This is a genomic window from Acidovorax sp. GW821-FHT10E04 (genome assembly GCF_059415185.1).
The window spans coordinates 103,583-127,370 of record NZ_JBWKMT010000003.1 but is presented as its reverse complement, the minus strand read 5'-3'; the positions used below and the strand labels follow the sequence as shown (position 1 = coordinate 127,370).

Sequence of the window (23,788 nt, the reverse complement as noted above, 5' to 3'; positions counted from 1 at the left end):
ACCCCGACACCACGGCCCCCAAGGCTGCCCCCCCATGACCAAAGACCTGGCGCGACAGAACGAACTCAAACCCATGGCGCTGTGCGAGCCCTGCCAGGGCATCCAGCGCAACTGGCGCAAGGCGCCGGGCCATGCCGAACTGGTGCAGCGGGGCAATCGCAAGGAAGACCGCGACCACGGCTCCGTCACCATCACCCGCTACGTGTGCGACCGCTGCGGAACCGCGTGGGAGTACGAGAACGACAAGACCAACCAGCAGGCCGGCTGGTCGGTGGTGGGGCGCTAGGCGCGCAGGGTGGCCCGTTCCCCGCGCGCCGTCGCCCGCTCCGGGGCGCCCCTGGCCGCCAGCACCATGGCCAGCAGCACGCAGGCCAGGCCCGCCCATTGCCAGGGGCGCACGGACTCGCCGAGCAGCAGCACCGACAGCACCAGGGCCGACACGGGCAGCCACACCGTGGCCAGCGAGGCGCGCACGCCGCTGGTGCGCGCGCTGCCGGCGTACCACAGCAGAAAGCCGCCCACCGTGGGCACCCACGCGTAGTACAGCACGCCCGCCAGCGCGGGCGCGCCGAAGGCCAGGGGGGTGGCGGCGCGCCACGCCAGCCAGGCGGCGGGCAGGGCCGACAGCAGCAGGCCGCCCGCCGACATGAGGGTGGACAGCGCCAGCGCGGGCACCGACCGCGCCAGGCGCTTGTGGGCCAGGATGAAGACCGCCTCGCAGGCCACGGCGGCCAGCACCAGCGCGATGCCTGCCAGCCGCGCGGGGCTGGCCCCGCCGCCGCCGGGCGAGAAAGCCACGGCCATCACGCCCAGCGTGGCCAGCCCGATGGCCAGCACCAGGCGCAGCGCGGGCCGCTCACCCAGCACCACGGCCGAGAGCAGCGCGGCCGCGGCAGGCAGCGTGCCCGCCACGATGCCCGCGTCCGATGCGCTCGACAGCGTGACGCCCAGGATGAGCAGCACCGAGTACCCCACGCTCCCCGCGGCCGCCTGCACCGTGAGCAGCACCGCGTCGCGCCGGCCCACGCGCGGCAGCCGCTGGCCGCGCCAGCGCATCAGCGCAAAGAACACGGGCAGCGCCAGCGCGTGCCGCAGCACGGTGGCGAGAAAAGGTTCGATGTCCTGGCCGATGACCTTGCTGGCCACCACCGTGCTGCCCACGAGCACCATCGCCAGGCTGCACAGCAGCTGGCCCTTGAGTGAATCTGACATGACCGGAAACCCTGCCGAAGTGGTGAATCAGCGGCCAGTCTGCGGCGTCTGGCGCGGCGCGTCTTGAACGTTATTGCGCCGCCGGGCCGCGCCGGGCCTTCTACCACGCGCCCGGCGTGAAGCCGAACTGCCGCGTGAACATGCGCGTCATGTGGCTCTGGTCGGCGAAGCCGCTGGCCGCCGCCGCATCGGCCAGGCCCACGCCCTGGCCGATCAGGTGGCGGCTGCGCTCGGCGCGCTGCTGCAGCAGCCAGGCGTGCGGCGGCAGCCCGTAGGTGCCGGCGAAACGCCGCAGCAGCTGGTAGCGGCTGAGCCCGGCGAAGGCGGCCATCTGCGCGAGCGTGGGGGGCGCCAGGGGCGCGTCGGCCAGCCAGTCGCGCACCTGCCCGAGCGCGGGCGCGGCGTGGGCGGTGCGCGGGGCAGTTGCCGGGGGCGTGCTGGCGTGGCGCTGCAGCAGCAGGGCGCAGGTCTGGGCCAGCGACTCCTCGCAGGCCAGGCGGTCCACGGCGCCGGCCATCGCTGCGGTGGGCGGCGCCGGCGGCTGCACCACATTCCACAGGGCGATGCGCGCGACCAGGGTGTGGAGCGCGCGGGCCAGGGCGGCGTCCTGGATCACGGGGCGCGTGAGCGCGATGCCGGCCTGCCCCGCCACGGCGCCCTCGTCGTCGGCCAGGGCCTGCAGCACCGCCGGTTCGATGTACACCATGCGCCAGCGGCGCGATGCGCTGCCCAGCGGCTGCCCGTCGTGCACCTCGCCCGGGTTGGTGGTGATGAGGTCGCCCGCATAGGCATCCACCGGCCCGCGCCCGCTGGCCGAGCTTTGCGCGCCGTCGTCCAGCAGGCCCAGCCCGTAGACTGCGTGCCAGTGCTTGCCGTAGCGGCGGGAACTTTCGGCGCGTGTGCAGTACACACCTTGCCAGGGAGAGGCAAAAACCTGGCAATGGTGCACGTGCGGGGGCGTCATGGCGCCGATTATTGCGGGCCCGCGCCGCCCGGGGCCGATCCCACCACCACCATCACCGCAGCAAAGGAGCGCACGCATGGTGCACCGCAGAAGATTCCTGGGCACCGCGCTGCGGGGCCTGGCCGGGGGGGCCTCCGCCCTGGCCGGGCTGCGCGCCGCCCGGGCCCAGCCCAGCTACACCGTGCCGCTCGGGCAGCTGCAGGAGGCCGTGGCGCAGAAGTTTCCGCGCAGCGTGCCGGTGCAGGGGCTGGTGGACCTGGCCGTGCAGGCGCCGCGCCTGCGCCTGCTGCCCGAGGCCAACCGGCTGGGAGCCACCATGGCCGTGGAGGTCGCGGGCCCGGCGCTGCGCCGCAGCCATGCGGGCACGTTCGATGTGGAATTCGCGCTGCGCTACGAGGCCGGCGACCGCACGGTGCGTGCCCACCAGATCCGGCTGGGGCGCCTGGATTTCCCGAGCCTCAAGCCGGCCGTGAACGAGATGCTCAACGCCTACGGCCCGGTGCTCGCCGAGCAGTCGCTGCGCGAGGTGGTGCTGCACCAGTTGCGCCCGCAGGACACGGCCGTGTTCGACGGCCTGGGCCTGCAGCCGGGGCCCATCACCGTGACGGCCCGGGGACTGGTGGTGGCCTTCGTGAACAAGCCGCAGCCTTGAGCGCTGTCGTCCGCATTTGTCTACATTTGCTATTAAAAATATAGCTATCAGCGCTGAATGGGTAAGCGCTGAAGGCCTTTTTGCCTGAAATTCCCTGGACGGCTTTCGCGGGTCAGCGCGGCGCGCCCTGCGCGCGCTGCTGGGCCGCCGCGAACGCCTGCGTGCGGATCCACTGCAGCGCATGGCCGCGCCGGTGGCTGTCCGGCGACACCGTGGAGGTGGTGGCCACCACCAGGTCCAGGGGTGGGTACACCCAGATGAACTGGCCGCCGTAGCCGCTGGCCAGGAAGGTCGGGCGCGGCGCTGGCGACGGCACCACCCACCACAGGTAGCCGTACGACAGGCCCACCGGCGGGCCGCCCGCGTTCTGCGCCTTCACCGATGCATCGGCGAACGCCTCGGGCACCAGCGACTGGCCGTTCCACCGTCCATGCCGCAGGTAGAGCTGGCCCAGCTTGGCCATGTCGAGCGTGCGCAGGTGCAGGCCCTGCCGGTAGGACGGCTCGGCGAAGCCCAGGGGGCCCACCAGCTGCTGGCGCGCGTAGTCGGCCAGGGGCATGCCCGTGGCTTTCTCCAGCACGGCGACGAGCAGCGGCACGACCGAGTTGTCGTAGGCGAAGGCCTGGCCCGGGGCGCTGGCCAGCGGGCGTGCCCAGGCATCGCGCGGGCGCAGCGGCGCGGCGGTGCCGATGGCGTCGCGGACCGCGAAGCCCGCCGTCAGCGTGAGCAGGTGCCGCAGCGTGATGGCGGCCGCGCGCGGGTCGCTGTGGGCTCCGGCCCACTCGGGCACCAGGTCCACCACGCGCTGGTCCACGCTGGCGATGCGGCCCTGCGCGAGGGCCGTGCCCAGCAGCACCGACAGCGCGCTTTTGGACGCGGACTGCGTGTCGCGCAGCTTCTCGGCGTCGCCGTCGCGGTAGAACGAGTACACCACGCGCCCGTCCAGCACCACCACGGCGCTCTGCACGTCGGTGAACTCGCGGGCGAGCGCGGCATCGGGCCCCTGGAAGGCGGCGGCATCCAGTGCCTGCTCGCCGGGGGCCGGGGCTTCGCGCCAGGCGGCGGCGGGTGCCGGCTGGGCCAGCGCGGCGCCAGCGGCCAGGCAGGCGGGCAGGGCCAGGGCGATGCAGGTCGAACGGCGGGTCCAGCGGGGGCGCATGCGGGCTCCTTCGGGCGAAGAACGGACGGTGCGCGCAGTGTAGGCGCCGCAACCTTTGCGCCGGCCAAAGAACAAAGGCGGCGCGGCGGGGCGCAGTGCCGCGCGCCTGCGCTCAGGCCCTGCCGCCGCTGCCCACGGCCCTGCGCAGCGCCGCGCGCGCGAGCAGCCGCGTGGAGTCCAGCGTGGGCAGCGCGGAATTCGCGTCGCTGATGATGAGCGGAATCTCGGTGCAGCCCAGCACCACGGCATCGCAGCCCTCTTCGCGCTGCATGCGCGCGATCACGCGCTGGAACGTGGCCACCGCCTCGGGCCGCACCACGCCGGGCACCAGCTCGTCCATGATGATGCGGCCGATCTCGGTGCGCTCGGCCTCGGTGGGGCGCACGCAGGCCAGGCCCTGGGCGGCCAGCTTGTCGGGGTAGACGCTGCTGTCCACCAGCCAGCGCGTGCCCGTCAGCGCCAGCCGCCGGTGGCCCCGCGCCGCCGCCTCGGCGGCCACCACCTCGGCGATGTGCAGCCACGGCAGCGGCGAGTGGGGGGCCACGCGGTCGAAGGCCTGGTGGATGGTGTTGTCCGGGCAGACCAGGAAGTCCGCGCCCGCGCGTGCCAGCGTGCGGGCCGATGCCAGCATGAGGTCGGCCACGCCCTGCAGGTCGCCCCGCTCCAGGCAGTCGACATAGGCGGCCAGCGAGGGGGTATGCATCGACACCTCGGGGTGCGCATGGGCCTGGCCCAGGATCGCGGCACCTTCGGTGCAGATGGTGCGGTAGCACAGCGCCGCGCCCTCGGCGGAGCAGCCCACGATGCCGATGTGCAGCGGCGCGGCCCCGGAAGGCATGGAAGGGGCGGGGGTGATGGAAGCGGTCATGCGGTTGGGCGGGTGGCCGGAGGGCGCCGTGTCGGCGGACAGGCGCCATGATGCCAGCAGCGCTTCCCACGCGGCCATGCCCGGTGGGCCACGGCCGCCTGCGCGCGGGCGCTGCGGGTCAGTCTCCGCGCACCCGCTGCGCGAAGCCGCGCTGCGCGAACTGCTCCACCACGAAATCCACGAACACCCGGGTGCGCGCGGGCAGCAGCTTCTTGCTGGGGTAGTAGAGCGAGGTGGGGCCTGCGTCTGCCCACCAGCCGGGCAGCACGCGCACCAGGCCGCCGTTGGCCAGCCAGGGCTGCGCGAACGGCATGGGCAGCACGGCCAGGCCCAGGCCCATCAGCGCGGCCTGGCACATGGCTTCGGGGTCGTCGAACACGGCGCGCGGGCGGAACTCGGCCGCGGCGGCCTCGCCCGCCCTGTTGCGCAGCGTGATGACCGGGATGCGCCCCGTGCGGATGGCGCGGCGCGCGATGCCGTCCCACCGCGCCAGGTCCGCCGGGTGGCGCGGTGCCTTGCAGCCCTTGAGCAGCGCGGGCGAGCCCACCACCACCAGGTGGATCGGGCCCAGCGTGCGCGCCACCATGTCGGGGTTCAGGTTCAGGCCGCCGCCGATGCCCGCGTCAAAGCCCTCGCCGATCAGGTCGACCTGGCGGTTCTCGAAGCGCCAGTCGGGCTGGATGGCGGGGTAGCGCTGCAAGAACTCGGTGAGCAGCGGCACCAGGTAGGCCCGGCCAAAGGCCTGGCCCATGCTCACCTTGAGCGTGCCCGCGGGCTGCTGCTGGGCCTCGGCCGCGTGGTCCACCGCATCGGCCAGCGCCGTCAGCGGCGGGCCGATCTGCGCGAGCAGGCGCTGCCCGCCCTCGGTGAGCGTGAGGCGCCGCGTGCTGCGCTGGAACAGCCGCACGCCCAGGCTGGCCTCCAGGCGCGCCACGTTCTTGCTCACGGCGGCCGGCGTGAGGCCCATCTGCCGCGCGGCGGCCGAGAAGCTGCCGCACTCGGCGGACTGGACGAAGGACTCGAGATGGCTCAGGGGCTGCATGGCCCACATTTTCAACTGCTGGTTGAAATAGATCCAGCCCATTCATGGCTACCGCCCGTGCAATGGTTTTCCGACACTGCAGGTGTTCCTGGTTCTGCCACGAACCGCTTCCTCTTCACCATCACTTTTTCTGGAGAAACACCATGTCTGCCGTGCCCCACACCACACCCCCCGCCCCCGGGCCCGCCGCTGCTTCACGCGTGCTGGCCGGCAAGGCCGCCTTCGTCACCGGCGGCGCGCGCGGCATTGGCGCGGCCATCGTGCGGCGCCTGGCACGCGATGGCGCGGCCGTGGCCTTCACGTACAGCAGCTCCGAAGCCCCCGCCCAGGCGCTGGTGGCCGCCATCGAGGCGGACGGCGGCAAGGCCCTGGCGTTGCGGGCCGACAGCGCGGATGCGCAGGCGCTCGCGCAGGCCATCGACGGCGCGGCGCGCACGCTGGGCCGCCTGGACATCCTCGTCAACAACGCCGGCGTGGCGGTGGCGGGCGAGCTGGACAGCTTCGCGCTGGCGGACTTCGACCACACCCTCGACGTGAACGTGCGCGCCGTGTTCGTGGCCACGCAGGCCGCCGCGCGCCACATGGGCCAGGGCGGCGCCTACGGCCGCGTCATCACCATCGGCAGCACCAATTCCGACCGCGTGCCATGGGCCGGGTTCAGCGTCTATGCGATGAGCAAGGCCGCCATCGTGGGCCTCACGAAAGGGCTGGCGCGCGACCTGGGGCCGCGCGGCATCACCGTGAACAACGTGCAGCCCGGTCCCGTCAACACCGACATGAACCCCGCCGACGGCCCTCTGGCCGGCAGCATGCACGGCCTGATGGCGCTCGGCCGCCACGCGCACCCCGACGAGATCGCGGGCATGGTGGCCTACCTGGCCGGGCCCGAGTCGGGCATGGTGACCGGGGCCAGCCTGCTCATCGACGGCGGCTTCGCGGCCTGAGCCGCGGCGCGGGCGAGCCCGGGGCGGTTTCTCTTTCTCAGCCCTTGGCCCTGCGCGGCCGGGCCTTGCGGCCGGGGGATGCCGCCAGCTCCTGCGGCGTCAGCGCATGGGCGGGGTTGTTCGCCACCATCTCCACCGCCAGGTCGATGAAGGCGCGCGCGCGGGCGGGCAGCGCGGTGCGGCTGCCGTAGTACACGTACAGGCCCAGGTGCTCGGCCACGTGCTGCGTGAGCAGGGGCACCAGCTGCCCGCTGCGCACCAGCGGTGCGGCCGTGGGGCCCACCAGCTGGCCGATGGCGTGCCCGCCCAGCACGGCGCGGGTTTCCACCTCGATGTCGTTGGTGCAGAACGCGGCGGGGATGGCGTGCGAGACGATGTCGTCCCCCACCTTGAATTCCCACGGCATCGGCTTGCCCGTGGACGGGTGCCGAAAGCCGCTGCAGGTGTGGGCTGCCAGCGCGTCGATGCTGGCGGGCGCGCCGTGTCGTGCGATGTAGGACGGCGCGGCGCACACGATGAGCTGCAGCGCCAGCAGCCGCCGCGCCACCACGCCGCCCTCGGGCGGATAGCCCGAGCGAAAGCCCACGTCCACGCGGTCTTCCACCCAGTTGCCGATGCGGTCGTCGAGCTGCACGTCCGGCTCCACCCGGGGGTGGCGGCGGCAGAACGCGTCGAGCACCGGCCAGATCACCTCCAGCAGGATGGAGCGCGGCGCCACGATGCGCAGCGGCCCCGCCATCTCTTCCCGGCCGCGCCGTGCGCCCTGCACGGCGTGCTGCAGCGTGGCCAGGCCGGGCTGCGCCGACGCGAGGAACTGGCGCCCCTCTTCGGTGAGGCTCAGGCTGCGGGTGGTGCGGTGAAACAGCCGCACGCCCAGGTGCGCCTCGAGCTGCACCAGCAGCTGGCTGGAGGCCTGGGGCGTGATGCCCTGCGTGGCGGCGGCCTGGCGCAGGCTGCCCAGTTCAGCCGCCTTCACGAAGTTGGCGATGGCGCGCAGTTCGTTGATGGCCATGGTGGGGTTGGGGAGTGGATTGGCAAGCGCTGCTTGTGAATGTATCCATGAATTATGGGCTAGTCCTATGTCAATGGGCTCCCTACAGTTCACCCCCGTGGGCCCGCCAAGGCGCCCACCCAGCCCATCCACCACCCCTGAACCCCCGAAGGATTCGCCATGGCTTTTGCCGACACGACCACCACCACCACCGTTTCACCCTCCCGCGTCTGGATGATCACCGGCGCCTCGCGCGGCCTGGGCGCGCGCATCGCCGAAGCGGCCCTCGCCCAGGGCGATGTCGTGGTCGCCACCGCGCGCGATGCCGCAGCCGTCGGCCAGCGCCTGGGCGGCGGGGGCGCGCTGCTGCCCCTGGCGCTGGACGTGACCGACGAGGCCCAGGCGCAGCACGCCGTCCAGGCCGCGCTCGCGCGTTTCGGCCGCATCGACGTGCTGGTCAACAACGCGGGCTACGGCCTGATGGGGGCGGTGGAGGAGGCCACCGCCGACGAGGTGCGCCGCCTGTACGACACCAACGTGTTCGGCCTGCTGAACGTCACGCGCGCGGTGCTGCCGGCCATGCGGGCTCGCCGCGCGGGGCACGTGATCAACATTTCCTCCCTGGGGGGCGTGCGCTCGAGTGCCGGCTTTGGCCTGTACTGCTCCACCAAGTTCGCGGTGGAAGGCATCACCGAGGCGCTGCACGCCGAGCTCGCGCCGCTGGGCATCCATGCCACGGCGGTGCAGCCGGGGTACTTCCGCACCGAGTTCCTGGATGGCGCGTCGCTGGCGGTCTCGCCCCGCGTGCTGGACGACTATGCGGCCAGCGCGGGCGTGGTGCGCCAGGCGGTGCCCGGCATCAACCTGAAGCAGCCCGGCGACCCGGCGCGGCTGGCCCGCGCCCTGCTGCAGCTGGTGGCCAGCCCCATGCCGCCGGTGCGCCTGCCCCTGGGCTCCGACACGCTGCGCACCATCGCCGAGCAGCATGCGCGGGTGGCCGCCGAGACCGCGCAGTGGAGCGCCGTGGCCGCGTCGACGGACTTTCCCCAGGCTGCCGGGACGGCCGTGGCGTGAAGGGGCGGCCACTGGCTGCGTTCGCTATTGAATGAATAGCATTGGGGCATTGCGGAGACAGCGCTGGATGCCATGGGGGCTCGGATCCGCCGGCCCGCCCGCCGCGACCGGTGCTGTCCTGTCCGCAAGGCTTTCTGGCAGCCGTCCTACAGCGCCGGACCGGCGGACGATCTACAACTGGCACAGGCTTGCCGCATTGCCGCCAGCCCGTGGGCCAGCCATTCCCCAGTCCTCCAGCAAGCGCTTTTCTTCTGCCATGGTGTCTTCCTCCCCCACTTCCCCCGCCGCGCTCCCGGGCGCTCCCTCGGCCGCGCCGGCCGATCCCGTTTCCCCGGCCGATGCCGCCACCGTGCCGCTGCCGCCGCCCCCGGCGCAGGTGGTGGTCATCACCGGCGCGTCCAGCGGCATCGGCCACGCCACCGCCCTCGCGTTCGCGCGGCGGGGCGCGTGCCTGGTGCTCGCCGCGCGCAACCCCGACACGCTGGCCCCGGTGGCCATGGCCTGCCGCAACGCGGGCGCGGCGGCGGCGCTGGGCGTGCCCACCGATGTGACCGACGCCGATGCCGTGGCCCGGCTGGCCGATACGGCGCTGCGCCACCATGGCCACATCGACGTCTGGGTCAACGGCGTGGGCGTGGGCGCGGTGGGGCGGTTCGACCAGACGCCCCTGGCCGCGCACCGCCGCGTGCTGGAGGCCAACCTGCTCGGGCACCTGCATGGCGCGCATGCGGCGCTGCGGCACTTTCGCGAACGCGGGCAGGGCACGCTCATCAACATGATCTCGGTGGGCGGCTGGCTGCCGTCGCCATATGCGGCCGCGTACACGGCCAGCAAGTTCGGGCTGCGAGGGCTCTCCGAGGCGCTGCGCGCCGAGGTGTCGGACCTGCCGGGGGTCCATGTGTGCGACGTGGCGCCCACCTTCGTCGATTCGCCGGGCCTCTCGCACGGCGCCAACTACACGGGCCGCAGCATCCAGCCCCGCATTCCGCTGCTGGATCCGCGCCGGGTCGCCCAGGCGGTGGCCGCGCTGGCCGACCGGCCCAGGGCCGTGACCTGGCTGGGCGCCGGTGCGGCGCCGGGCCGCGTGGTCCATGCCCTGGCGCCGCAGCGCCTGGGCGCCGCGATGCGCTGGGTGACCGAGCGTGCGCTGCGCGGCGCCCGGCCCGCGCCCCGCAGCGACGGCAACCTGTTCGCACCGTCGCGCGGCACCGCCATCGATGGCGGCCAGCGCGATGCGCGGCGCCTCGGCATGGGCCTGGTGGCCGTGCTGGGCGTGGTCGGCCTGGGCCTTGGCGTGTGGGCCGCCCGCCGCCGTTCATCGTGAGGAGCCCGGCATGCCTGTTTCCACCAACACCACCGCCGCCTCGCCCTCCCCGGCGCCCGCGGGCGCGCGCTTCGTGCTGTATGCGCTGCAGGGCCGCGTGTACGCCAGCAACGTCAGGCACAAGCTCGTGGACCTGGGGCGCCTGTCGCAGGAGGGAGACGGCGGCACCTACGCCTACCTGCTCGACGGCGACCAGGCCACGGGCAGCGGGTTCGCCGGTGCGCGGGAGGCGCTGGCGCACATCGCGCGCACGACGAGCTTCCTCTTCCTGGACGGCCAGTTCACCGCGCTGGAAGACCTGGGCGGCACGGGCCGGCCCGATCTGGCGGATGCCCCGCGGCTGGCGGTGGCGCTCGATCCGCTGGGGCGGGGCGCGCCGGTGATCCACGCGCCGGCGTAGGTGCCGGGGCCCGCGCGGAGCGCGCCGTCACACCATGCCGCCGTTGGCGCGCAGGGTCTGCCCGTTGATCCACCCGCCGTCCGGCCCGGCCAGGAAGGCCACGGCGCTGGCGATGTCCTCGGGCGTGCCCAGGCGCTCCATGGGGTTGGCCTGGGCCAGGCGCCCGATCAGCTCGGGCGTCTTGCCGTCCAGGAACAGCGCGGTGGCCGTGGGGCCGGGCGCGATGGCGTTCACCGTGATGTTCCGGCCGCGCAGTTCCTTGGCGAGCACGCTGGTCAGGGTCTCCACCGCGCTCTTGGTGGCGGCGTACACGGCATAGCCCGGCAGGGCCGTGCCGACCAGGCTGGTCGAGAAGTTGACGATGCGCCCCCCGGGCTGCAGCCGGTGCGTGGCCTCGCGCAGGGTGTTGAACGTGCCCTTGAGGTTGATGGCAACCAGGCGGTCGAAGGTGGCGTCGTCCGTCTGCGCCAGGTGCGGCAGGGTGGATGGCATCACGCCCGCGTTGTTGACCAGCACGTCCACGCGGCCGAAGGCCTGCTCGGCGGCGTCGAACAGCTGGCGCGCGGCGCTGCTGTCGGCCACGTCGGCCTGCACCGCCACGGCCGCTCCGCCCGCTGCGGTGATCGCCTGCACCACGGCCTGGGCGTCTTCGGTGCGGCCGGCGTAGTTGACCACCACGCGGAAACCGTCGCGCGCGAGCCGGTGGGCAATGGCGGCTCCGATGCCGCGCGATGCGCCCGTGACGATCGCGGTGCGCGGGCCCGTGGGGGCGGACTCCCGGGAAGAGGAGTAGGAGGAAGGGGTGGTGGACAGCGGCTGCATGGCAAGGTTCCTGGTGCGGTGGGGAAGGGACGCCACCCGGTGGCGGCGTGTGGCAGCGGTATTGTTCTGTTGTTGCGAAAATTGATAAATACCTAGAATTGACTTTACTGTTCAATACAGAACAACAATCAAGACCCACCGGGAGCCCGTCGCGATGGACCGCTTTCAATCCATGCAGCTTTTCACGCGCATCGTCGAGCTGGGCAGCTTCACCCGCGCGGCCGAAGACCGGCAGCTGCCGCGCGCGAGCGTGACCCTGGCGGTGCAGGCGCTGGAAAAGCGCCTGGGCACGCGGCTCCTGCAGCGCACCACGCGCCACGTGAGCACCACGCCCGACGGGCAGGCGTACTACGAGCGCTGCCAGCGTCTGCTGGCCGACCTGGAGGAAACAGAGGCGGCATTCGGCCACGCCGCGAGCGCGCCGCGTGGCAAGCTGCGCGTGGACCTGCAGGGCACGCTGGCCCGGCATTTCGTGCTGCCGCGCATCGGCGAGTTCTGCACGCGCTACCCCGAGGTGGAACTGGAGATCGGCATGGGCGACCGGCTGGTGGACCTGGTGCGCGAGGGCGTGGACTGCGTGCTGCGCGGCGGCGAGCTGCGCGACTCCACCATGGTGGCGCGGCGCGTGGCACTGCTGCAGCAGGTGACCTGCGCGAGCCGCGGGTACCTGGCGCGCCACGGCACGCCCGCCACCGTGGAGGCGCTGCGCGGGCACCGGGCCGTCAACTTCCTCTCGCAGCGCACGGGCAAGCCCCTGCCTTTTGACTTCATCGTGGACGGCGTGGCCACAAGCGTGCAGCTCAAGGGCCCCGTGGCCGTGAGCGATGCCGATGCGTACCACGCCTGCTGCGCCGCGGGCCTGGGGCTGATCCAGGTGCCGCGCTACCACATCGCGCCCCGGCTGGCCGATGGCAGCCTGTGCGAGGTGCTGGCGCCGTTTCGCCCCGCGCCCATGCCGGTGTCGGTGCTGTACCCGCACAGCCGCCAGCTGTCGCCGCGCGTGCGGGTCTTCGTGGACTGGCTGGCCGGGGTGATGTCGGCCGCGCGCTGAGAACGGCCGGAGCGCGCCTACACCGGGCGCGTGAACTCCATCACCCAGTTCACCTCCCAGGTGGCGCCGCCGTCCTCGGAAAACGCCTGCTGCCAGCGTGGCGCGCCGGTGTGCATCCGTGACCACTCGAAGCGCACCCGCACCGGGCGGCCCTCGAACAGCTCCTGGCCGTCAAAGATGCCGACACCGTCCTGGAAGCCGCCGACCACCGGGGGCTGCAGCATTCCCGTGGCCGGGTCCAGGCCGCCGGTGGCGTTGTCGAGCCAGTAGATGCTCCAGCGCTGCGTGGCGGGGCTGAACACGCGCAGGGTCATGCCCACGAAGCCCGGCTTCCAGGCCAGGGGCGTGAAGTCGTCGCAGTTGCCGATGCCGGCGGGCAGGGGGCGGGCGGTGCCGGTGGCGTCGAACACCTCCCAGTCGGTGCAGCCGGCCAGGCGCCGCACCAGGCGCGTGTTGCGGATGCGCCAGGGGCCCATGAGGAAGTCGAAGTCGCGCACGGCGCTGGGCGCCACGGCGGGCGAGGGGATGGTGATGAGGTTCGGGGTGGCCATGGTGGGGTCTTTCATCGGTGAAGCGGGGGGCGTCAGGCGTGCAGCGCGGAGCGGGCGGTGGGCTGCAGGCGCAGGGTCTCGGGTTCGCGGGCCAGCCAGGGGGCAAGGCCCGGCGCCACACCCCGCGCCCAGGGGGTGCTGCCGGTGAACGCCTCCAGCGCGGCCTCGCGGCCGAACAGCGCCAGCCCCAGCAGCACATGTTCGCCCTCGCGCACGGGCAGGCGGGGAAAGGTGTTGGGGCTGGTCTCGGTGCAGTACCAGGCCACCTGGCGCGCGCCCCCGCGTTGCAGCGTGGGCGCCATGCGGTGGCGGCAGAAGTCCAGCAGCGCGGGCGTGGCGGCCTCGCGCAGGTGAAACACCGTGGCCGCCACCACGCCGGGGGCCGCGCCGCTGGCGCCCGGCGCCGCGCGCGCGTGCTGGGGCCGCGCGGCGGCCGCGCCGGGCCAGGCGGGGCGCAGCAGCAGCACGTTGTCGGAGTCGATCATGGTGGCGTTGGCGGCGTCGCGGTGCGCGGCCCAGGTGGGCCCGCTGTAGAAGGCTTCGAGCGCCTGGCGGCGCGCCTGCATGCTGCCGAAGCCGCGCAGCCACACGAACAGGTCGGGCCGGTCCAGGTCGCGGAACTGGCCCAGCACGCGCAGGCCCTGCGCCTCCTGGGTCTCCACGAACTCGCGGTCGAACAGCTCGATCAGCACGTCGCGCTGCCCCGGGTGCAGCGTGTACTGGCGCAGCTCGACGATGGCGCATTCGTCGGCGGCGGGTGGGGCGCAGGGGTGGCGCGTGGCCATGGCGGTGTCGTGCATGCGGGCTCCTGCAGGGTGGGGGTCGATGAAAGTCATGCCCGCAGTCTGCGCCCCCATACATGACACCGCATGGCAGGTATTTCAGGTATCTTCGCCGCAGCTGCCTTCTTTTTTTCTGGCCAGGGGCCCCGGGCCCGCGCCGCACCCTACCGGACCACTTCCTTCCCGCCATGCGCGCCAGCCGCCTGCTCTCGCTCCAGATGCTGCTCGAAACCCAGGGCCGCATGAGCGCGCCGGCGCTGGCCGGGGCGCTGGAGGTGTCGGTGCGCACGCTGTACCGCGACGTGGACCAGCTCAGCGCCGCGGGCGTGCCCATCTATGCCGAGCGCGGGCGCCATGGCGGGTTTGCGCTGCTGCCGGGCTGGAAGACCACGCTCACGGGCCTCACGCCGTCGGAGGCGCAGGCCGTGTTCCTCAGCGGCCTGCCCGGCCCCGCGCAGGACCTGGGCCTGGGCAGCGACGTGCAGGGCGCACGCCTGAAGCTGCTGGCCGCCCTGCCCGCCGCATGGCGCGAGGACGCGCAGCGCGTGAGCGCCCGCCTGCACCTGGACCCGGTGGACTGGTACCGCGAGAGCGACCCCACGCCGCACCTGTCCACGGTGGCCGCCGCCGTGTGGAGCGGGCACCAGATCGCGATGCGCTATGAAAGCTGGTCCGACACCGTGGAGCGCACCGTGAGCCCGCTGGGCCTGGTGCTCAAGGCGGGTGCCTGGTACCTGGTGGCGCTGCCGGCGGACAAGGCCACGGGCAAGGGCGGCGGTGATGGTGGCGATGGTGGCGACAGCGGGCCACGCACCTACCGCGTCTCGAACATCCTGGCGGCGCAGGCGCTCGCCACGCCGGTGCGCCGCCCCGCGCGGTTCGACCTGCCGGGCTACTGGGCGCGCTCGATCCGGCGCTTTGAATCCGGGCTCTACACCGGCGAGGCGGCGCTGCTGGCCACGCCCGCCGGGCTCAAGGGGCTGCGCGCGCTCAGCAGCGCGGTGGCCCGGGCCGTGGCGGCCGCGCCCACGGCCACCCCCCCGCGCCGGGCGGACGGGCGCGTGGCGGTGACCATTCCCATCGAGTCGGTGGAGCACGCCTGCGGCCAGCTCCTGCGCCTGTCCCCGCAGGTGGAGGTGCTGCGGCCCGCCGCCCTGCGCCGTGCGCTGGTGGCCCGGGTGCGGGCCACGGCGCGGATGTACGGGCTGGACGGTGGCTGAGCAGCAGAATGTGAATTTGCTATCAAATATGTAGCTTAAAGCGCTTGTCCTTCAAGCGCCAGCGCGTGGAATGGCTTCGGACATGCGGCGCTGCGCGCGCCGGAAACGGGCGCCTAGAGGCCGCGCCGCACCATGTCCAGCAGGCGCAGGCCCAGCAGGTCCAGCATCTGCTGCGGCGTGCCGCGCAGCGGCCCGTCGATGGAGAGCAGCGCCATGCCGTGCACGGTGGACCAGGCCAGGTATTCGGCGCCCGGGCGGCGCTCGGGCGGCAGGGCGCCTGCCGTCACCAGGTCATCGAGTGCCGCGCTCAGGTGCTGGAACGGGTTGAGCCCCGTGGCGCCGCCCATGGCCGGGTCGGGGTCGTGCTGCACGGTGAAGCGCCCGCCGAAGGCGGTGCGGAACAGGCCTGTCTCGGCATGCGCGAAGCGCAGGTAGCCCGCGCCCACGGCGCGCACCTTGGCGTGGGCCTGCTCGGTGGCCGTGCCCGTGGCGGGCACCTGGGCCAGTTCGGCCTCCATGGCCTGGGCCACGGCCGCCACGGCGGCGGCACGCACCGCGTCCAGCAGGTCGTCGCGGTTGGCGAAATGGCGGTAGGCCGCATTGGGCGCGACCCCCGCGCGGCGCGTGGCCTCGCGCAGCACCACGGCGTCGGGGCCGCCCTGGCGCGCCAGCTCGATGCCCGCGTCCAGCAGGGCGCGGCGCAGGTCGCCATGGCGGTAGGTGCTGCGTGCGGCGGGGGTGTTGCGAGTGGTTACGGTCATGGGCGGTGAGATGTGGACACTGTCCATTATCTTTGGTATTGTTTGTGGACGGTGTTCACAATTGTGCGCCGAAATCCATGTTCCGAGACCTTCCCAAGGAGACCCCCATGAAAGTCGAGCCGTATCTGATGTTTGAAGGCCGCTGCGAAGAGGCCCTGGATTTCTACCGCCGCGCCCTGGGCGCGCAGGTCACCATGCTCATGCGCTACAAGGACAACCCCGAGCCCGCCGCCGGCCAGGGCTGCGCCGAGGGCGCCGGCCCCACGCCCGAGATGGTCATGCACGCCGCCTTCAACGTGGGCGAGACCCAGCTCATGGCGTCGGACGGCATGGGTTCGGGCCAGCTGAACTTCCAGGGCATCTCGCTGGCGCTGAGCCCCGCGAACGAGGCGGAGGCCAAGCGCTACTTCGACGCGCTGGCCGAGGGCGGGCAGGTGCAGATGCCGCTGGCCAAGACCTTCTTCTCGAAAGCCTTCGGCATGGTGGCCGACCGCTTTGGCGTGTCGTGGATGGTGGTGGCGCCGGAATGAGCGCGGCGGCCATGAAGTACCAGGGAAGCTGCCACTGCGGCAAGGTCGCCTTTGAAGTGGAAGGCACCGTCGACAGCGGCCTGGCCTGCAATTGCAGCATGTGCCACCGGCGCGGATCGCTGCTGTGGTTCGTGCCGCGCGGCGCGCTGCGGCTGACCACGCCCGAGGCCGACGCGGCCACCTACACCTTCCACAGGCACGTGATCCGGCACCGTTTCTGCCCGGCCTGCGGCATCCATCCTTTTGGCGAAGGCGTAGACCCCAAGGGCCAGCCCGTGGCGGCGGTCAATCTGCGCTGCGTGGAGGGCCTCGACCTGGGCAGCGTGCCCGTCCACCACTACGACGGCCGGGCGGCTTGACCCCCCAACCCTCACACCCCCTCACATTCCCCTGCAAGGAGACTTCCATGATGAATCCCGAACCCCATGCCATGCACCGCTGGCTGCAGCAATTGCTGGGCCACTGGACCAGCACCTCCGACTGCGACCCGCCGCCGGGCGAACCGGCGCAGCAGTCCGTGGGCGCCGAACATGGCCGCGCCCTGGGCGACCTGTGGGTGATCCTCGAAGGCACCGGCACCATGCCCGGTGGCGGCGAGGCGCGCATGCAGATGACGCTGGGCTACGACCCCGAGAAGAACGTGTTCCTGGGCACCTGGGTGGGCTCGATGATGACCCACATGTGGGTCTATCGCGGCACGCTCGATGCCGACCGGAAGGTGCTCACGCTGGAGACCGAAGGCCCCAGCTTCAAGGGCGACGGCAAGACCGCCTGCTACCGTGACGTGATCACGCTGGTGAGCGCCACCGAGCGCACGCTGACGTCGTTCAGCCAGCAGCCGGACGGCAGCTGGAACCAGATCATGCAAGCAAAATACACGAGAACCCCCTGAGCCGCCGCGGTGCGCCCCCCCTGGAGGGGCGCGCGCCGCGCTGCGAATCCTTTTTTTCACTCCCGCCGCTCCATGACCCTCCGCATCGAAGGCCGCGCACGCTGGCCCGCCCTCATCCTGCTGTGCCTGGGCGAGCTCATGATCGTGCTCGACACCACCATCGTGAACGTCGCACTGCCCAGCATCAAGGCCGACCTGGGCTTCACCGAAACGTCCCTGGTGTGGGTGGTCAACGCCTACATGCTCACCTTTGGCGGCTGCCTGCTGCTGGGCGGGCGGCTCGGGGACTTGTATGGCCACCGGCGGCTGTTCCTGGCGGGCATCACGCTGTTCACCCTCGCGTCGCTGGCCTGCGGGCTGGCCCATACGCAGGGGCTGCTGGTGGCGGCGCGCGCGGTGCAGGGCGTGGGCGGGGCCGTGGTGTCGGCCGTGGCGCTGTCGCTCATCATGAACCTGTTCACCGAGCCCGGCGAGCGCGCGCGGGCCATGGGGGTCTATGGCTTTGTCTGCGCGGGAGGCGGCAGCATTGGCGTGCTGCTGGGCGGCGTGCTCACCAGTGCGTTGAGCTGGCACTGGATCTTTCTGGTCAACATCCCCGTGGGCGCGGCCATCTACGCGGCCTGCCTGGTGCTGCTGCCGGGCGGCAAGGGGCATGCCCACGGCCAGCGGCTGGACGTGGCGGGCGCCGTCACCATCACCGCGTCGCTGATGCTGGCGGTGTATGCCATCGTCAACGGCAACGAGGCGGGCTGGGCCTCGCTGCAGTCGGTGGGGCTGCTGGGCACCTCGGCCGCGCTGCTGGCGTTGTTCCTGTACATCGAATCGCACGTGGCCGCGCCCCTGGTGCCGCTGCCCTTGCTGCGCCAGCGCAACCTGGCCATCTCCAACGTGGTGGGCGTGCTGTGGGCCGCCGGGATGTTCGCGTGGTTCTTCTTGTCGGCGCTGTACATGCAGCTGGTGCTGGGCTACGACGCCATGCAGGTGGGCCTGGCCTTCCTGCCGTCCAATCTCATCATGGCGGGCTGTTCGCTTGGGCTGTCGGCCTGGGTGGTGATGCGCTACGGCATCCGCGGCACGCTGGGCTGGGGCCTGCTGCTGGCCGCCGTGGGCCTGGTGCTGTTCGCGCTGGCACCCGTGGACGGCCGCTTCGTGCCGCATGTGTTGCCCGGCATGCTGCTGCTGGGCGTGGGGGCGGGCATCGCGCTCAATCCGCTGCTGCTGGCCGCCATGGGCGACGTGAAGCCCGAGGATTCGGGCCTGGCCTCGGGTGTGGTCAACACCGCGTTCATGATGGGCGGCGCGCTGGGCCTGGCGGTGCTGGCCAGCCTGGCCGATGCGCGCACCGGCGCGCTGCGCGAAGCGGGGGCATCGGCCCCGATGGCCCTGAACGGCGGCTACCAGCTGGCGTTCTGGGTGGCGGCCGCGGGCTCGCTGGCGGCGGCGCTGCTGGGTGGCCTGGTGCTGCGGCCCGCGCGGCCCCCGGCCGTGGGCGCGCAGGTGGCGGCTCACTAGGGGACAAAAAACGAAATGCTATTGAATACATAGCTGTTGGCGCAATATCCATAAGCGCTAGCGCCCCATTTCATTCAAATTGGGAGCAAGGTGGGCCCGCCGGGATGGCCCCCACTGTCCTGCCTGGCGCACCGCACTGTTCCACCGGGCGCACTTCTGCTCAGGCACCATTGGCGCCATATTCCACTGGCATGCCGCCCGATCGTGGTGGTGCACAACACGAGGAGCCTTCGTATGTCGTCGTCCACACCTGCTGCAACCACCGCCCTGGTGCCCATCGTGCGCGCCCAGTTGCTGGGACCGCAGTGGCCCACGCTCGACCCGTTTCTTTTCTGCGCCCACCACGACGATGCCTATCCCGCGGGCAATGCCGCGTTCGGCCCGGCCGTGCCCATCGAAGACCGCCAGATCGGCAGCGACTTCAGCCGCAAGGACGGCTGGAGCATGTACCACGGCGACACCGTGCCCGGCTTTCCGGGCCACCCGCACCGGGGCTTCGAGACCGTGACGCTGGTGCGCAAGGGCCTGATCGACCATTCCGACTCGCTGGGCGCGGCCGCGCGGTTTGGCGGCGGCGACGTGCAGTGGGTCACGGCCGGCAAGGGCATCGTGCATTCCGAGATGTTCCCGCTGCTCAACGCCACCGAGCCCAACCCGCTGGAGCTGTTCCAGATCTGGCTGAACCTGCCGGCGCGCAACAAGATGGTGGAGCCGCACTTCACCATGCTGTGGAACGAGCGCATCCCGCGCCTGGTGCACCACGACGCCGCCGGCCGCGCCACCACGGTGACGGTGGTGGCGGGTGCCCTGCCCGGCGCGCCCGCGCCCCTGCCGCCGCCCCCGGAATCCTGGGCCTCGCAGCCCGAGGGCGACGTGGCCATCTGGACGCTGCGCCTGGAGCCGGGGGCCGAGTGGACCCTGCCTGCCGCCCAGGGCGAAGGCACGCAGCGCATGCTGTACTTCTTCGTGGGCGACAGCCTGCGCGTGGGCCCGCAGGACGTGGACCGCCACGCCGCGCTGCAGGTGCGCCCGCAAGAGGACTGGCTGCTGGCCAACACCGGCGCCACCACCGTGGAATGCCTGGTGCTGCAGGGCCGGCCGATTGGCGAACCCGTGGCGCAGTACGGCCCCTTCGTGATGAACACGCAGGCCGAGATCATGCAGGCCATGAACGACTACCGCCGCACCCAGTTCGGCGGCTGGCCCTGGGCCGAGCAGGACCCGGTGCACGGCACCGAGGCGCGGCGGTTTGCGCGCTACCCCGGCCAGGCCGAGGAAGAGCGCCCCGGCGAGGACGCCGCGGCGGCGCAGGCCTGAACACCTTCGCCCGGTGGGGTCGCGGGCGCGGCCGGGCGGGGTGCCGGGCCGCTCGTGGACAATCCAGGTTTTCGATGCGCGCAGCGCGGCCCGGGCGCCAGCCGGCGGGCAAGGCGCCGCGCCGCACCCCCTGACCCAAAGATGAAAGCGCAAGCCCAGCCATGAGCACCCCCATCACCAAAGACTCCGCCGTCACCCTCACCTACAAGGTCACCACGCCCCAGGGCAAGCCGCTGGATGCCGGCAACCTGTCGTACCTGCACGGCGGCTACGAAAACATCTTCCCCAAGGTCGAGTCCGCCCTCGAAGGCCAGTCCGTGGGCTTTGCCACCACGCTGGACCTCGCCGTGGAAGACGCCTTCGGCGCGCGCGACGAAAGCCTGGTGCGCACCATCCCCAAGACCGAGTTTCCGCCCGGCGTGAAGGTCGGCGGCCAGCTGCAGGGCGTGGGCAGCGACGGCCAGCCCGCCGTGTTCAACGTGGTCAAGATCAAGGGCCCCGAAGTGCACCTGGACGGCAACCACCCGCTGGCGGGCCAGGCCCTGAAGTTCAGCTGCAAGGTGACCGATGTGCGCGCCGCCAGCGCCGAAGAAATTGCGCACCGCCATGTGCATGGCGCGCACGGGCACCAGCACTGACATGGAGGGTGGCGGCCGCCCACGCTGGCTGCGGCCTCGTGGGCCGGCCCCCGGGCAGGCCGAGGCCCGGCGTGGAGAGGGCTACAGCGCCTCCAGCACCGTCGCAATCCCCTGTCCGCCGCCAATGCACTGCGTGGCCAGTGCGTAGCGGCCCTTCTGGCGCTGCAGCAGCGCGGCCGCCTTGCCGGTGATGCGCGCGCCCGTGGCGCCCAGCGGGTGGCCGATGGCCAGGCCGCCGCCGTCGAGGTTGATCGTGTCCTCGCGCAGCCCGAGTTCGCGGATGCAGGCCAGCGCCTGCGAGCCGAAGGCTTCGTTGATCTCCACCACATCCATGTCGCTGGCCGAGAGCCCCGCGCGCGCCAGCGCCTTGCGCGTGGCGGGCACGGGGCCCATGCCCATGTAGGCCGGGTCCACGCCCGCCGTGGCCAGGGCGCGGATGCGCGCCAGGGGTGACAGTCCGTGCCGGGCGGCGTAGGCCTCGGTGGCCACGAGCACGGCCACGGCGCCGTCGGTCAGCGGCGACGAGGTGCCCGCCGTCACCACGCCGTCCTCGCGGAACGCGGGGCGCAGCGCGGCCAGCGCCCCGGGCGTGGTGCCGGGGCGGATGCAGCCGTCCTGCGCCACCACCTCGCCCGCGTCCAGCGCGATGGGCACGATCTCCGCCTGCAGCCGGCCGGCCTCGCGCGCGGCGGCGGCCTTGCGGTGCGATGACACGGCCATCGCCTCCTGGTCGGCGCGGGACACCGCGTACCGGCGCGCCACGTTCTCGGCCGTCTCGCCCATGCTGATGTAGGCGTCGCTGTGCTCATACAGCGCGGGTTGGGCCGAGAAGTTGAAGCCACCCTGCGGCACCATGCTCATCGACTCCACGCCGATGCACAGGTACGCCTCGCCCAGGCCCGCCTCGATCTGCGCGGCGGCGATGTGGATGGCCGACATGGACGAGCCGCAGAAACGGTTCACCGTCATGCCGCCCAGCGCGTGCGGCAGCCCCGCCAGCAGCGACACGATGCGCGCGATGTTGTTGCCTTGCGCGGCCTCGGGGTAGGCGCAGCCGGCGATCACGTCCTCGAGCGTGGCCGGGTCGATGCCGGTGCGCTGCAGCAGGCCCGTGACGACCTGCGCGGCCAGGGTGTCGGGCCGCACCCCCGCCAGCGCGCCCTTGCGCGCGAAGTGAAAGGGGGAACGGGCATAGGCGGAAATCAGTGCTTGCATGGCGGTGCCTTCCCTATTCCTGCGGATGGCGTGGCCGTGGGCGGAATCAGGCCGTGGCGGCGGCGGCGTGGCGCCGCGCCCGGCAAGGGGCGCGGGGAAGGGGACGTGGGGGTGGTCATGGGGGCTCCTGGAAGCGTGTTTTAGATGACGGTCATCACGTTTAAATTATATGACAACCATCATTTAAAATGTCAAGCTGGCGTTTTCGGGGCATCCGGCACAAAGGGGATCGGCGATGAAGGTGAGCAAGGAACAGATGGCGGAAAACCGCGAGCGCATCCTCGATGCGGCGGCGCGGTTGTTCCGCGAACGCGGGTTTGACGGCATCGGCGTGGCGGACCTCATGAAGAGCGCGGGGCTTACGCACGGCGGCTTCTACGGGCACTTCGCGTCCAAGGACGAGCTGATGGCGCAGGCCACGGCACGCGCGCTGGACGGGCTGCAATCGGCGTGGGCCGCGCTCGCGCGCGGCGCCGCGGCGCAGGGGCGGGATCCGCTCGCCGCGATCGAGTCGGCCTACCTGTCGCCGGGCCACCGCGATGCGCCGGGCCAGGGCTGCCTGCTCGCCGCGCTGGGCGGCGATGCGTCGCGCCAGGGGCCGGCCGTGCGCCGGGCCGTGACCGAAGGCATGCAGGCCCAGGTGGCGGGCCTGGCCACGCTGGTGCCCGGGCGCAGCAAGGCCGCCAGGCGCCAGCGCGCGCTGGCCGACTATGCCAGCCTCGTGGGCGCCCTGGTGCTGGCGCGGGCTGCGGACGACCCGCAGTTCTCCGACGAGATCCTGCAGGCCACGGCGGCGGCGCTGCGGCTGCCGGGGCATGCTGCGGACTGAGGGATCGGAATGCTATTTATTTAATAGCTATTTTCGCCGGATGGACGGGCGTTGGCGGCCAAAATCATCGAGGTTGCCATGGTGGCCCGTCACCCCCGCCCGCCGCTGCGCCGCGCCAGGCCCCGCCCCTGCAGCACCGGCTCGGCCGCGAGCCGCCCGCGCGCGAATTCGACAAAGGCCCGCACCTTGGCGGGCGCGCGCCGTCCCGCGGGGTAGACGATGTGCACGGGCACCGGGTCGGGCTCGTGCTCGGCCAGCACCACGCGCAGGCGCCCGGCGCGCAGGCTGGCGGCGGCCTGGTAGGCCAGGCACCGGGTGAGCCCGAGGCCTGCCTCGGCGGCGGCGATGTCCACCTCGTTGCTGTTGCTGATCCAGGCCTGCTGCGGCATGCCCGTGGCGCCCCCCCGGAACTTCCAGGACGCGGGTGCGCGCGCATCGAACGAAAAGGCAATCGCCCGGTGCTGCCCCAGTTCCTGCGGGTGGCGCGGCTCCCCATGCCGCGCGAGGTAGCCGGGCGACGCCACCACCATGCGCCGCAGCGCGCCCACCCGCAGCGCGGTCAGGCCCGAGTCCGGCAGGTGGGCGATGCGCACGGCCACGTCCATGTCCTCCTCCAGCAGGTGCACCAGCCGGTTCACGAACAGCGTGCGCGCCTGCACGCGGGGCTGGGCCTGCAGGAAGTCCAGCACGATGGGCGCCACGTGCTGGATGCCGAACATCTGCGGCGCGGTGATGGACAGCAGACCCTGCGCCTCGGCCTGCGCGCCGCTGGCGGCCTGCTCGGCCTCCTGCAGGTCGTTCAGGATCGGGCGGCAGTCGGCCAGGAAGCGTTCGCCCGCCTCGGTCAGCCGCACCATGCGCGTGCTGCGCTGGAACAGCAGCACCGACAGGCGGGCCTCCAGCGCCGCGATGGCGCGGGTCACGGCCGTGGCCGAGCAGCCCAGGCGCCGCGCTGCCACGGCGAAGCCGCCCGCATCGGCCACGGCCACGAAGCAGCGCAGGGTGTCGAGATGGTCCATTGTTGCGGAAGATGCAATT

27 protein-coding genes are annotated in these 23,788 nt (G+C 72.4%); 15 read left to right on the top strand and 12 right to left on the bottom strand.

Annotation, left to right across the window (positions count from 1 at the left end):
- Window positions 1-34 precede the first annotated feature (34 nt).
- Window positions 35-286: a hypothetical protein gene (locus AC07OC_RS09965; RefSeq protein WP_218298083.1), complete on the top strand. Its 252-nt coding sequence runs from the start codon at window positions 35-37 to the stop codon at window positions 284-286.
- On the opposite strand, the gene AC07OC_RS09960 is transcribed toward AC07OC_RS09965, so the two are convergent.
- Window positions 283-1,212 carry a DMT family transporter gene (locus AC07OC_RS09960; RefSeq protein ID WP_494601079.1) on the bottom strand — a complete coding sequence of 310 codons (930 nt, stop codon included), beginning with the start codon at window positions 1,210-1,212 and terminating at the stop codon, window positions 283-285. The two genes, AC07OC_RS09965 and AC07OC_RS09960, sit on opposite strands and share 4 nt — an antisense overlap.
- Window positions 1,213-1,312: 100 nt before the next feature.
- Window positions 1,313-2,176 carry an AraC family transcriptional regulator gene (locus AC07OC_RS09955; RefSeq protein ID WP_218341732.1) on the bottom strand — a complete coding sequence of 288 codons (864 nt, stop codon included), beginning with the start codon at window positions 2,174-2,176 and terminating at the stop codon, window positions 1,313-1,315.
- Window positions 2,177-2,252: 76 nt separating this feature from the next.
- Between AC07OC_RS09955 and AC07OC_RS09950 the strand changes: the two genes are divergently transcribed.
- Window positions 2,253-2,828 (top strand): DUF1439 domain-containing protein, encoded by a 576-nt coding sequence (locus tag AC07OC_RS09950; RefSeq protein WP_218341733.1) that lies wholly within the window; start codon window positions 2,253-2,255, stop codon window positions 2,826-2,828.
- 112 nt (window positions 2,829-2,940) lie between these two features.
- Here the strand turns inward: AC07OC_RS09950 and AC07OC_RS09945 are convergent, their stop codons facing one another.
- From AC07OC_RS09945 to AC07OC_RS09935, 3 genes are all read right to left on the bottom strand, one after another.
- Complete coding sequence (locus tag AC07OC_RS09945; protein WP_218341734.1) at window positions 2,941-3,987, bottom strand: serine hydrolase domain-containing protein; 1,047 nt, start codon at window positions 3,985-3,987, stop codon at window positions 2,941-2,943.
- A gap of 112 nt (window positions 3,988-4,099) precedes the next feature.
- Window positions 4,100-4,825 carry an aspartate/glutamate racemase family protein gene (locus tag AC07OC_RS09940; protein WP_218341797.1) on the bottom strand — a complete coding sequence of 242 codons (726 nt, stop codon included), beginning with the start codon at window positions 4,823-4,825 and terminating at the stop codon, window positions 4,100-4,102.
- A gap of 148 nt (window positions 4,826-4,973) precedes the next feature.
- Window positions 4,974-5,897 carry a LysR family transcriptional regulator gene (locus AC07OC_RS09935; RefSeq protein WP_218341798.1) on the bottom strand — a complete coding sequence of 308 codons (924 nt, stop codon included), beginning with the start codon at window positions 5,895-5,897 and terminating at the stop codon, window positions 4,974-4,976.
- A gap of 143 nt (window positions 5,898-6,040) precedes the next feature.
- Here AC07OC_RS09935 and AC07OC_RS09930 point away from each other — a divergent pair, with 143 nt between their 5' ends.
- Window positions 6,041-6,841 carry an SDR family oxidoreductase gene (locus AC07OC_RS09930; RefSeq protein ID WP_218341735.1) on the top strand — a complete coding sequence of 267 codons (801 nt, stop codon included), beginning with the start codon at window positions 6,041-6,043 and terminating at the stop codon, window positions 6,839-6,841.
- A gap of 37 nt (window positions 6,842-6,878) precedes the next feature.
- Here AC07OC_RS09930 and AC07OC_RS09925 read toward each other — a convergent pair whose 3' ends face one another.
- On the bottom strand, window positions 6,879-7,853 hold the full coding sequence (locus AC07OC_RS09925; RefSeq protein WP_218341736.1) for a LysR family transcriptional regulator: 975 nt from the start codon (window positions 7,851-7,853) through the stop codon (window positions 6,879-6,881).
- 159 nt (window positions 7,854-8,012) lie between these two features.
- Here AC07OC_RS09925 and AC07OC_RS09920 point away from each other — a divergent pair, with 159 nt between their 5' ends.
- The 3 genes from AC07OC_RS09920 to AC07OC_RS09910 all read left to right on the top strand — a co-directional run bounded on the left by AC07OC_RS09920 (window position 8,013) and on the right by AC07OC_RS09910 (window position 10,630).
- Window positions 8,013-8,906: an oxidoreductase gene (locus AC07OC_RS09920; protein ID WP_255591856.1), complete on the top strand. Its 894-nt coding sequence runs from the start codon at window positions 8,013-8,015 to the stop codon at window positions 8,904-8,906.
- Window positions 8,907-9,162: 256 nt separating this feature from the next.
- On the top strand, window positions 9,163-10,230 hold the full coding sequence (locus AC07OC_RS09915) for an SDR family oxidoreductase (protein ID WP_494601076.1): 1,068 nt from the start codon (window positions 9,163-9,165) through the stop codon (window positions 10,228-10,230).
- Between the two features lie 10 nt (window positions 10,231-10,240).
- Window positions 10,241-10,630, top strand: coding sequence for a hypothetical protein (locus tag AC07OC_RS09910; RefSeq protein ID WP_218341738.1), 390 nt, complete (start codon window positions 10,241-10,243; stop codon window positions 10,628-10,630).
- A gap of 27 nt (window positions 10,631-10,657) precedes the next feature.
- Here the strand turns inward: AC07OC_RS09910 and AC07OC_RS09905 are convergent, their stop codons facing one another.
- Window positions 10,658-11,452: an SDR family oxidoreductase gene (locus AC07OC_RS09905; RefSeq protein ID WP_255591857.1), complete on the bottom strand. Its 795-nt coding sequence runs from the start codon at window positions 11,450-11,452 to the stop codon at window positions 10,658-10,660.
- A 154-nt stretch (window positions 11,453-11,606) separates the two neighbouring features.
- On the opposite strand from AC07OC_RS09905, the gene AC07OC_RS09900 reads away from it, so the two are divergent.
- Window positions 11,607-12,503: a LysR family transcriptional regulator gene (locus AC07OC_RS09900; RefSeq protein ID WP_218298074.1), complete on the top strand. Its 897-nt coding sequence runs from the start codon at window positions 11,607-11,609 to the stop codon at window positions 12,501-12,503.
- A 17-nt stretch (window positions 12,504-12,520) separates the two neighbouring features.
- Here AC07OC_RS09900 and AC07OC_RS09895 read toward each other — a convergent pair whose 3' ends face one another.
- Window positions 12,521-13,054 (bottom strand): hypothetical protein, encoded by a 534-nt coding sequence (locus tag AC07OC_RS09895; protein WP_218341739.1) that lies wholly within the window; start codon window positions 13,052-13,054, stop codon window positions 12,521-12,523.
- Between the two features lie 32 nt (window positions 13,055-13,086).
- Window positions 13,087-13,854 carry an NIPSNAP family protein gene (locus AC07OC_RS09890; RefSeq protein WP_218341740.1) on the bottom strand — a complete coding sequence of 256 codons (768 nt, stop codon included), beginning with the start codon at window positions 13,852-13,854 and terminating at the stop codon, window positions 13,087-13,089.
- A gap of 170 nt (window positions 13,855-14,024) precedes the next feature.
- Here AC07OC_RS09890 and AC07OC_RS09885 point away from each other — a divergent pair, with 170 nt between their 5' ends.
- On the top strand, window positions 14,025-15,056 hold the full coding sequence (locus AC07OC_RS09885) for a helix-turn-helix transcriptional regulator (RefSeq protein WP_218298072.1): 1,032 nt from the start codon (window positions 14,025-14,027) through the stop codon (window positions 15,054-15,056).
- 113 nt (window positions 15,057-15,169) lie between these two features.
- Here the strand turns inward: AC07OC_RS09885 and AC07OC_RS09880 are convergent, their stop codons facing one another.
- Entirely contained in the window at window positions 15,170-15,817 is a 648-nt protein-coding gene (locus tag AC07OC_RS09880; RefSeq protein ID WP_255591880.1) for a TetR/AcrR family transcriptional regulator, read from the bottom strand.
- Window positions 15,818-15,924: 107 nt separating this feature from the next.
- On the opposite strand from AC07OC_RS09880, the gene AC07OC_RS09875 reads away from it, so the two are divergent.
- From AC07OC_RS09875 to AC07OC_RS09850, 6 genes are all read left to right on the top strand, one after another.
- Window positions 15,925-16,347 carry a VOC family protein gene (locus AC07OC_RS09875; RefSeq protein ID WP_218341741.1) on the top strand — a complete coding sequence of 141 codons (423 nt, stop codon included), beginning with the start codon at window positions 15,925-15,927 and terminating at the stop codon, window positions 16,345-16,347.
- A gap of 11 nt (window positions 16,348-16,358) precedes the next feature.
- Window positions 16,359-16,706 carry a GFA family protein gene (locus AC07OC_RS09870; RefSeq protein ID WP_218298069.1) on the top strand — a complete coding sequence of 116 codons (348 nt, stop codon included), beginning with the start codon at window positions 16,359-16,361 and terminating at the stop codon, window positions 16,704-16,706.
- A 47-nt stretch (window positions 16,707-16,753) separates the two neighbouring features.
- The gene (locus AC07OC_RS09865) at window positions 16,754-17,239 is read left to right on the top strand and encodes a DUF1579 domain-containing protein (RefSeq protein WP_218341742.1); all 486 of its coding nucleotides are present in this window, start codon (window positions 16,754-16,756) and stop codon (window positions 17,237-17,239) included.
- A gap of 72 nt (window positions 17,240-17,311) precedes the next feature.
- Window positions 17,312-18,751 carry an MFS transporter gene (locus AC07OC_RS09860; protein ID WP_218341743.1) on the top strand — a complete coding sequence of 480 codons (1,440 nt, stop codon included), beginning with the start codon at window positions 17,312-17,314 and terminating at the stop codon, window positions 18,749-18,751.
- A gap of 234 nt (window positions 18,752-18,985) precedes the next feature.
- On the top strand, window positions 18,986-20,068 hold the full coding sequence (locus AC07OC_RS09855; protein WP_218298066.1) for a pirin family protein: 1,083 nt from the start codon (window positions 18,986-18,988) through the stop codon (window positions 20,066-20,068).
- Between the two features lie 161 nt (window positions 20,069-20,229).
- Window positions 20,230-20,706, top strand: a complete 477-nt coding sequence (locus tag AC07OC_RS09850; protein ID WP_369643676.1) for an FKBP-type peptidyl-prolyl cis-trans isomerase — start codon at window positions 20,230-20,232, stop codon at window positions 20,704-20,706.
- 81 nt (window positions 20,707-20,787) lie between these two features.
- Here AC07OC_RS09850 and AC07OC_RS09845 read toward each other — a convergent pair whose 3' ends face one another.
- Window positions 20,788-21,921 (bottom strand): thiolase family protein, encoded by a 1,134-nt coding sequence (locus AC07OC_RS09845; protein ID WP_494601073.1) that lies wholly within the window; start codon window positions 21,919-21,921, stop codon window positions 20,788-20,790.
- A 235-nt stretch (window positions 21,922-22,156) separates the two neighbouring features.
- Here AC07OC_RS09845 and AC07OC_RS09840 point away from each other — a divergent pair, with 235 nt between their 5' ends.
- On the top strand, window positions 22,157-22,750 hold the full coding sequence (locus AC07OC_RS09840; protein WP_218341747.1) for a TetR/AcrR family transcriptional regulator: 594 nt from the start codon (window positions 22,157-22,159) through the stop codon (window positions 22,748-22,750).
- An 89-nt stretch (window positions 22,751-22,839) separates the two neighbouring features.
- Here AC07OC_RS09840 and AC07OC_RS09835 read toward each other — a convergent pair whose 3' ends face one another.
- Entirely contained in the window at window positions 22,840-23,769 is a 930-nt protein-coding gene (locus AC07OC_RS09835) for a LysR family transcriptional regulator (RefSeq protein WP_494601071.1), read from the bottom strand.
- Between the last annotated feature and the right edge of the window lie 19 nt (window positions 23,770-23,788).

What these genes read in the sequence shown, in the direction of transcription:
- AC07OC_RS09885 (WP_218298072.1), top strand. Translation starts at nt 14,025, where the DNA reads ATGCGCGCCAGCCGCCTGCTCTCGCTCCAGATGCTGCTCGAAACCCAG.
- AC07OC_RS09950 (WP_218341733.1), top strand. Translation starts at nt 2,253, where the DNA reads ATGGTGCACCGCAGAAGATTCCTGGGCACCGCGCTGCGGGGCCTGGCC.
- AC07OC_RS09895 (WP_218341739.1), bottom strand. Translation starts at nt 13,054, where the DNA reads ATGGCCACCCCGAACCTCATCACCATCCCCTCGCCCGCCGTGGCGCCC.
- AC07OC_RS09925 (WP_218341736.1), bottom strand. Translation starts at nt 7,853, where the DNA reads ATGGCCATCAACGAACTGCGCGCCATCGCCAACTTCGTGAAGGCGGCT.
- AC07OC_RS09900 (WP_218298074.1), top strand. Translation starts at nt 11,607, where the DNA reads ATGGACCGCTTTCAATCCATGCAGCTTTTCACGCGCATCGTCGAGCTG.
- AC07OC_RS09945 (WP_218341734.1), bottom strand. Translation starts at nt 3,987, where the DNA reads ATGCGCCCCCGCTGGACCCGCCGTTCGACCTGCATCGCCCTGGCCCTG.
- AC07OC_RS09865 (WP_218341742.1), top strand. Translation starts at nt 16,754, where the DNA reads ATGATGAATCCCGAACCCCATGCCATGCACCGCTGGCTGCAGCAATTG.
- AC07OC_RS09845 (WP_494601073.1), bottom strand. Translation starts at nt 21,921, where the DNA reads ATGCAAGCACTGATTTCCGCCTATGCCCGTTCCCCCTTTCACTTCGCG.
- AC07OC_RS09850 (WP_369643676.1), top strand. Translation starts at nt 20,230, where the DNA reads ATGAGCACCCCCATCACCAAAGACTCCGCCGTCACCCTCACCTACAAG.
- AC07OC_RS09870 (WP_218298069.1), top strand. Translation starts at nt 16,359, where the DNA reads ATGAAGTACCAGGGAAGCTGCCACTGCGGCAAGGTCGCCTTTGAAGTG.
- AC07OC_RS09855 (WP_218298066.1), top strand. Translation starts at nt 18,986, where the DNA reads ATGTCGTCGTCCACACCTGCTGCAACCACCGCCCTGGTGCCCATCGTG.
- AC07OC_RS09875 (WP_218341741.1), top strand. Translation starts at nt 15,925, where the DNA reads ATGAAAGTCGAGCCGTATCTGATGTTTGAAGGCCGCTGCGAAGAGGCC.
- AC07OC_RS09940 (WP_218341797.1), bottom strand. Translation starts at nt 4,825, where the DNA reads ATGCCTTCCGGGGCCGCGCCGCTGCACATCGGCATCGTGGGCTGCTCC.
- AC07OC_RS09910 (WP_218341738.1), top strand. Translation starts at nt 10,241, where the DNA reads ATGCCTGTTTCCACCAACACCACCGCCGCCTCGCCCTCCCCGGCGCCC.
- AC07OC_RS09960 (WP_494601079.1), bottom strand. Translation starts at nt 1,212, where the DNA reads ATGTCAGATTCACTCAAGGGCCAGCTGCTGTGCAGCCTGGCGATGGTG.
- AC07OC_RS09915 (WP_494601076.1), top strand. Translation starts at nt 9,163, where the DNA reads ATGGTGTCTTCCTCCCCCACTTCCCCCGCCGCGCTCCCGGGCGCTCCC.
- AC07OC_RS09890 (WP_218341740.1), bottom strand. Translation starts at nt 13,854, where the DNA reads ATGCACGACACCGCCATGGCCACGCGCCACCCCTGCGCCCCACCCGCC.
- AC07OC_RS09880 (WP_255591880.1), bottom strand. Translation starts at nt 15,817, where the DNA reads ATGACCGTAACCACTCGCAACACCCCCGCCGCACGCAGCACCTACCGC.
- AC07OC_RS09840 (WP_218341747.1), top strand. Translation starts at nt 22,157, where the DNA reads ATGAAGGTGAGCAAGGAACAGATGGCGGAAAACCGCGAGCGCATCCTC.
- AC07OC_RS09965 (WP_218298083.1), top strand. Translation starts at nt 35, where the DNA reads ATGACCAAAGACCTGGCGCGACAGAACGAACTCAAACCCATGGCGCTG.
- AC07OC_RS09835 (WP_494601071.1), bottom strand. Translation starts at nt 23,769, where the DNA reads ATGGACCATCTCGACACCCTGCGCTGCTTCGTGGCCGTGGCCGATGCG.
- AC07OC_RS09955 (WP_218341732.1), bottom strand. Translation starts at nt 2,176, where the DNA reads ATGACGCCCCCGCACGTGCACCATTGCCAGGTTTTTGCCTCTCCCTGG.
- AC07OC_RS09905 (WP_255591857.1), bottom strand. Translation starts at nt 11,452, where the DNA reads ATGCAGCCGCTGTCCACCACCCCTTCCTCCTACTCCTCTTCCCGGGAG.
- AC07OC_RS09930 (WP_218341735.1), top strand. Translation starts at nt 6,041, where the DNA reads ATGTCTGCCGTGCCCCACACCACACCCCCCGCCCCCGGGCCCGCCGCT.
- AC07OC_RS09860 (WP_218341743.1), top strand. Translation starts at nt 17,312, where the DNA reads ATGACCCTCCGCATCGAAGGCCGCGCACGCTGGCCCGCCCTCATCCTG.
- AC07OC_RS09935 (WP_218341798.1), bottom strand. Translation starts at nt 5,897, where the DNA reads ATGCAGCCCCTGAGCCATCTCGAGTCCTTCGTCCAGTCCGCCGAGTGC.
- AC07OC_RS09920 (WP_255591856.1), top strand. Translation starts at nt 8,013, where the DNA reads ATGGCTTTTGCCGACACGACCACCACCACCACCGTTTCACCCTCCCGC.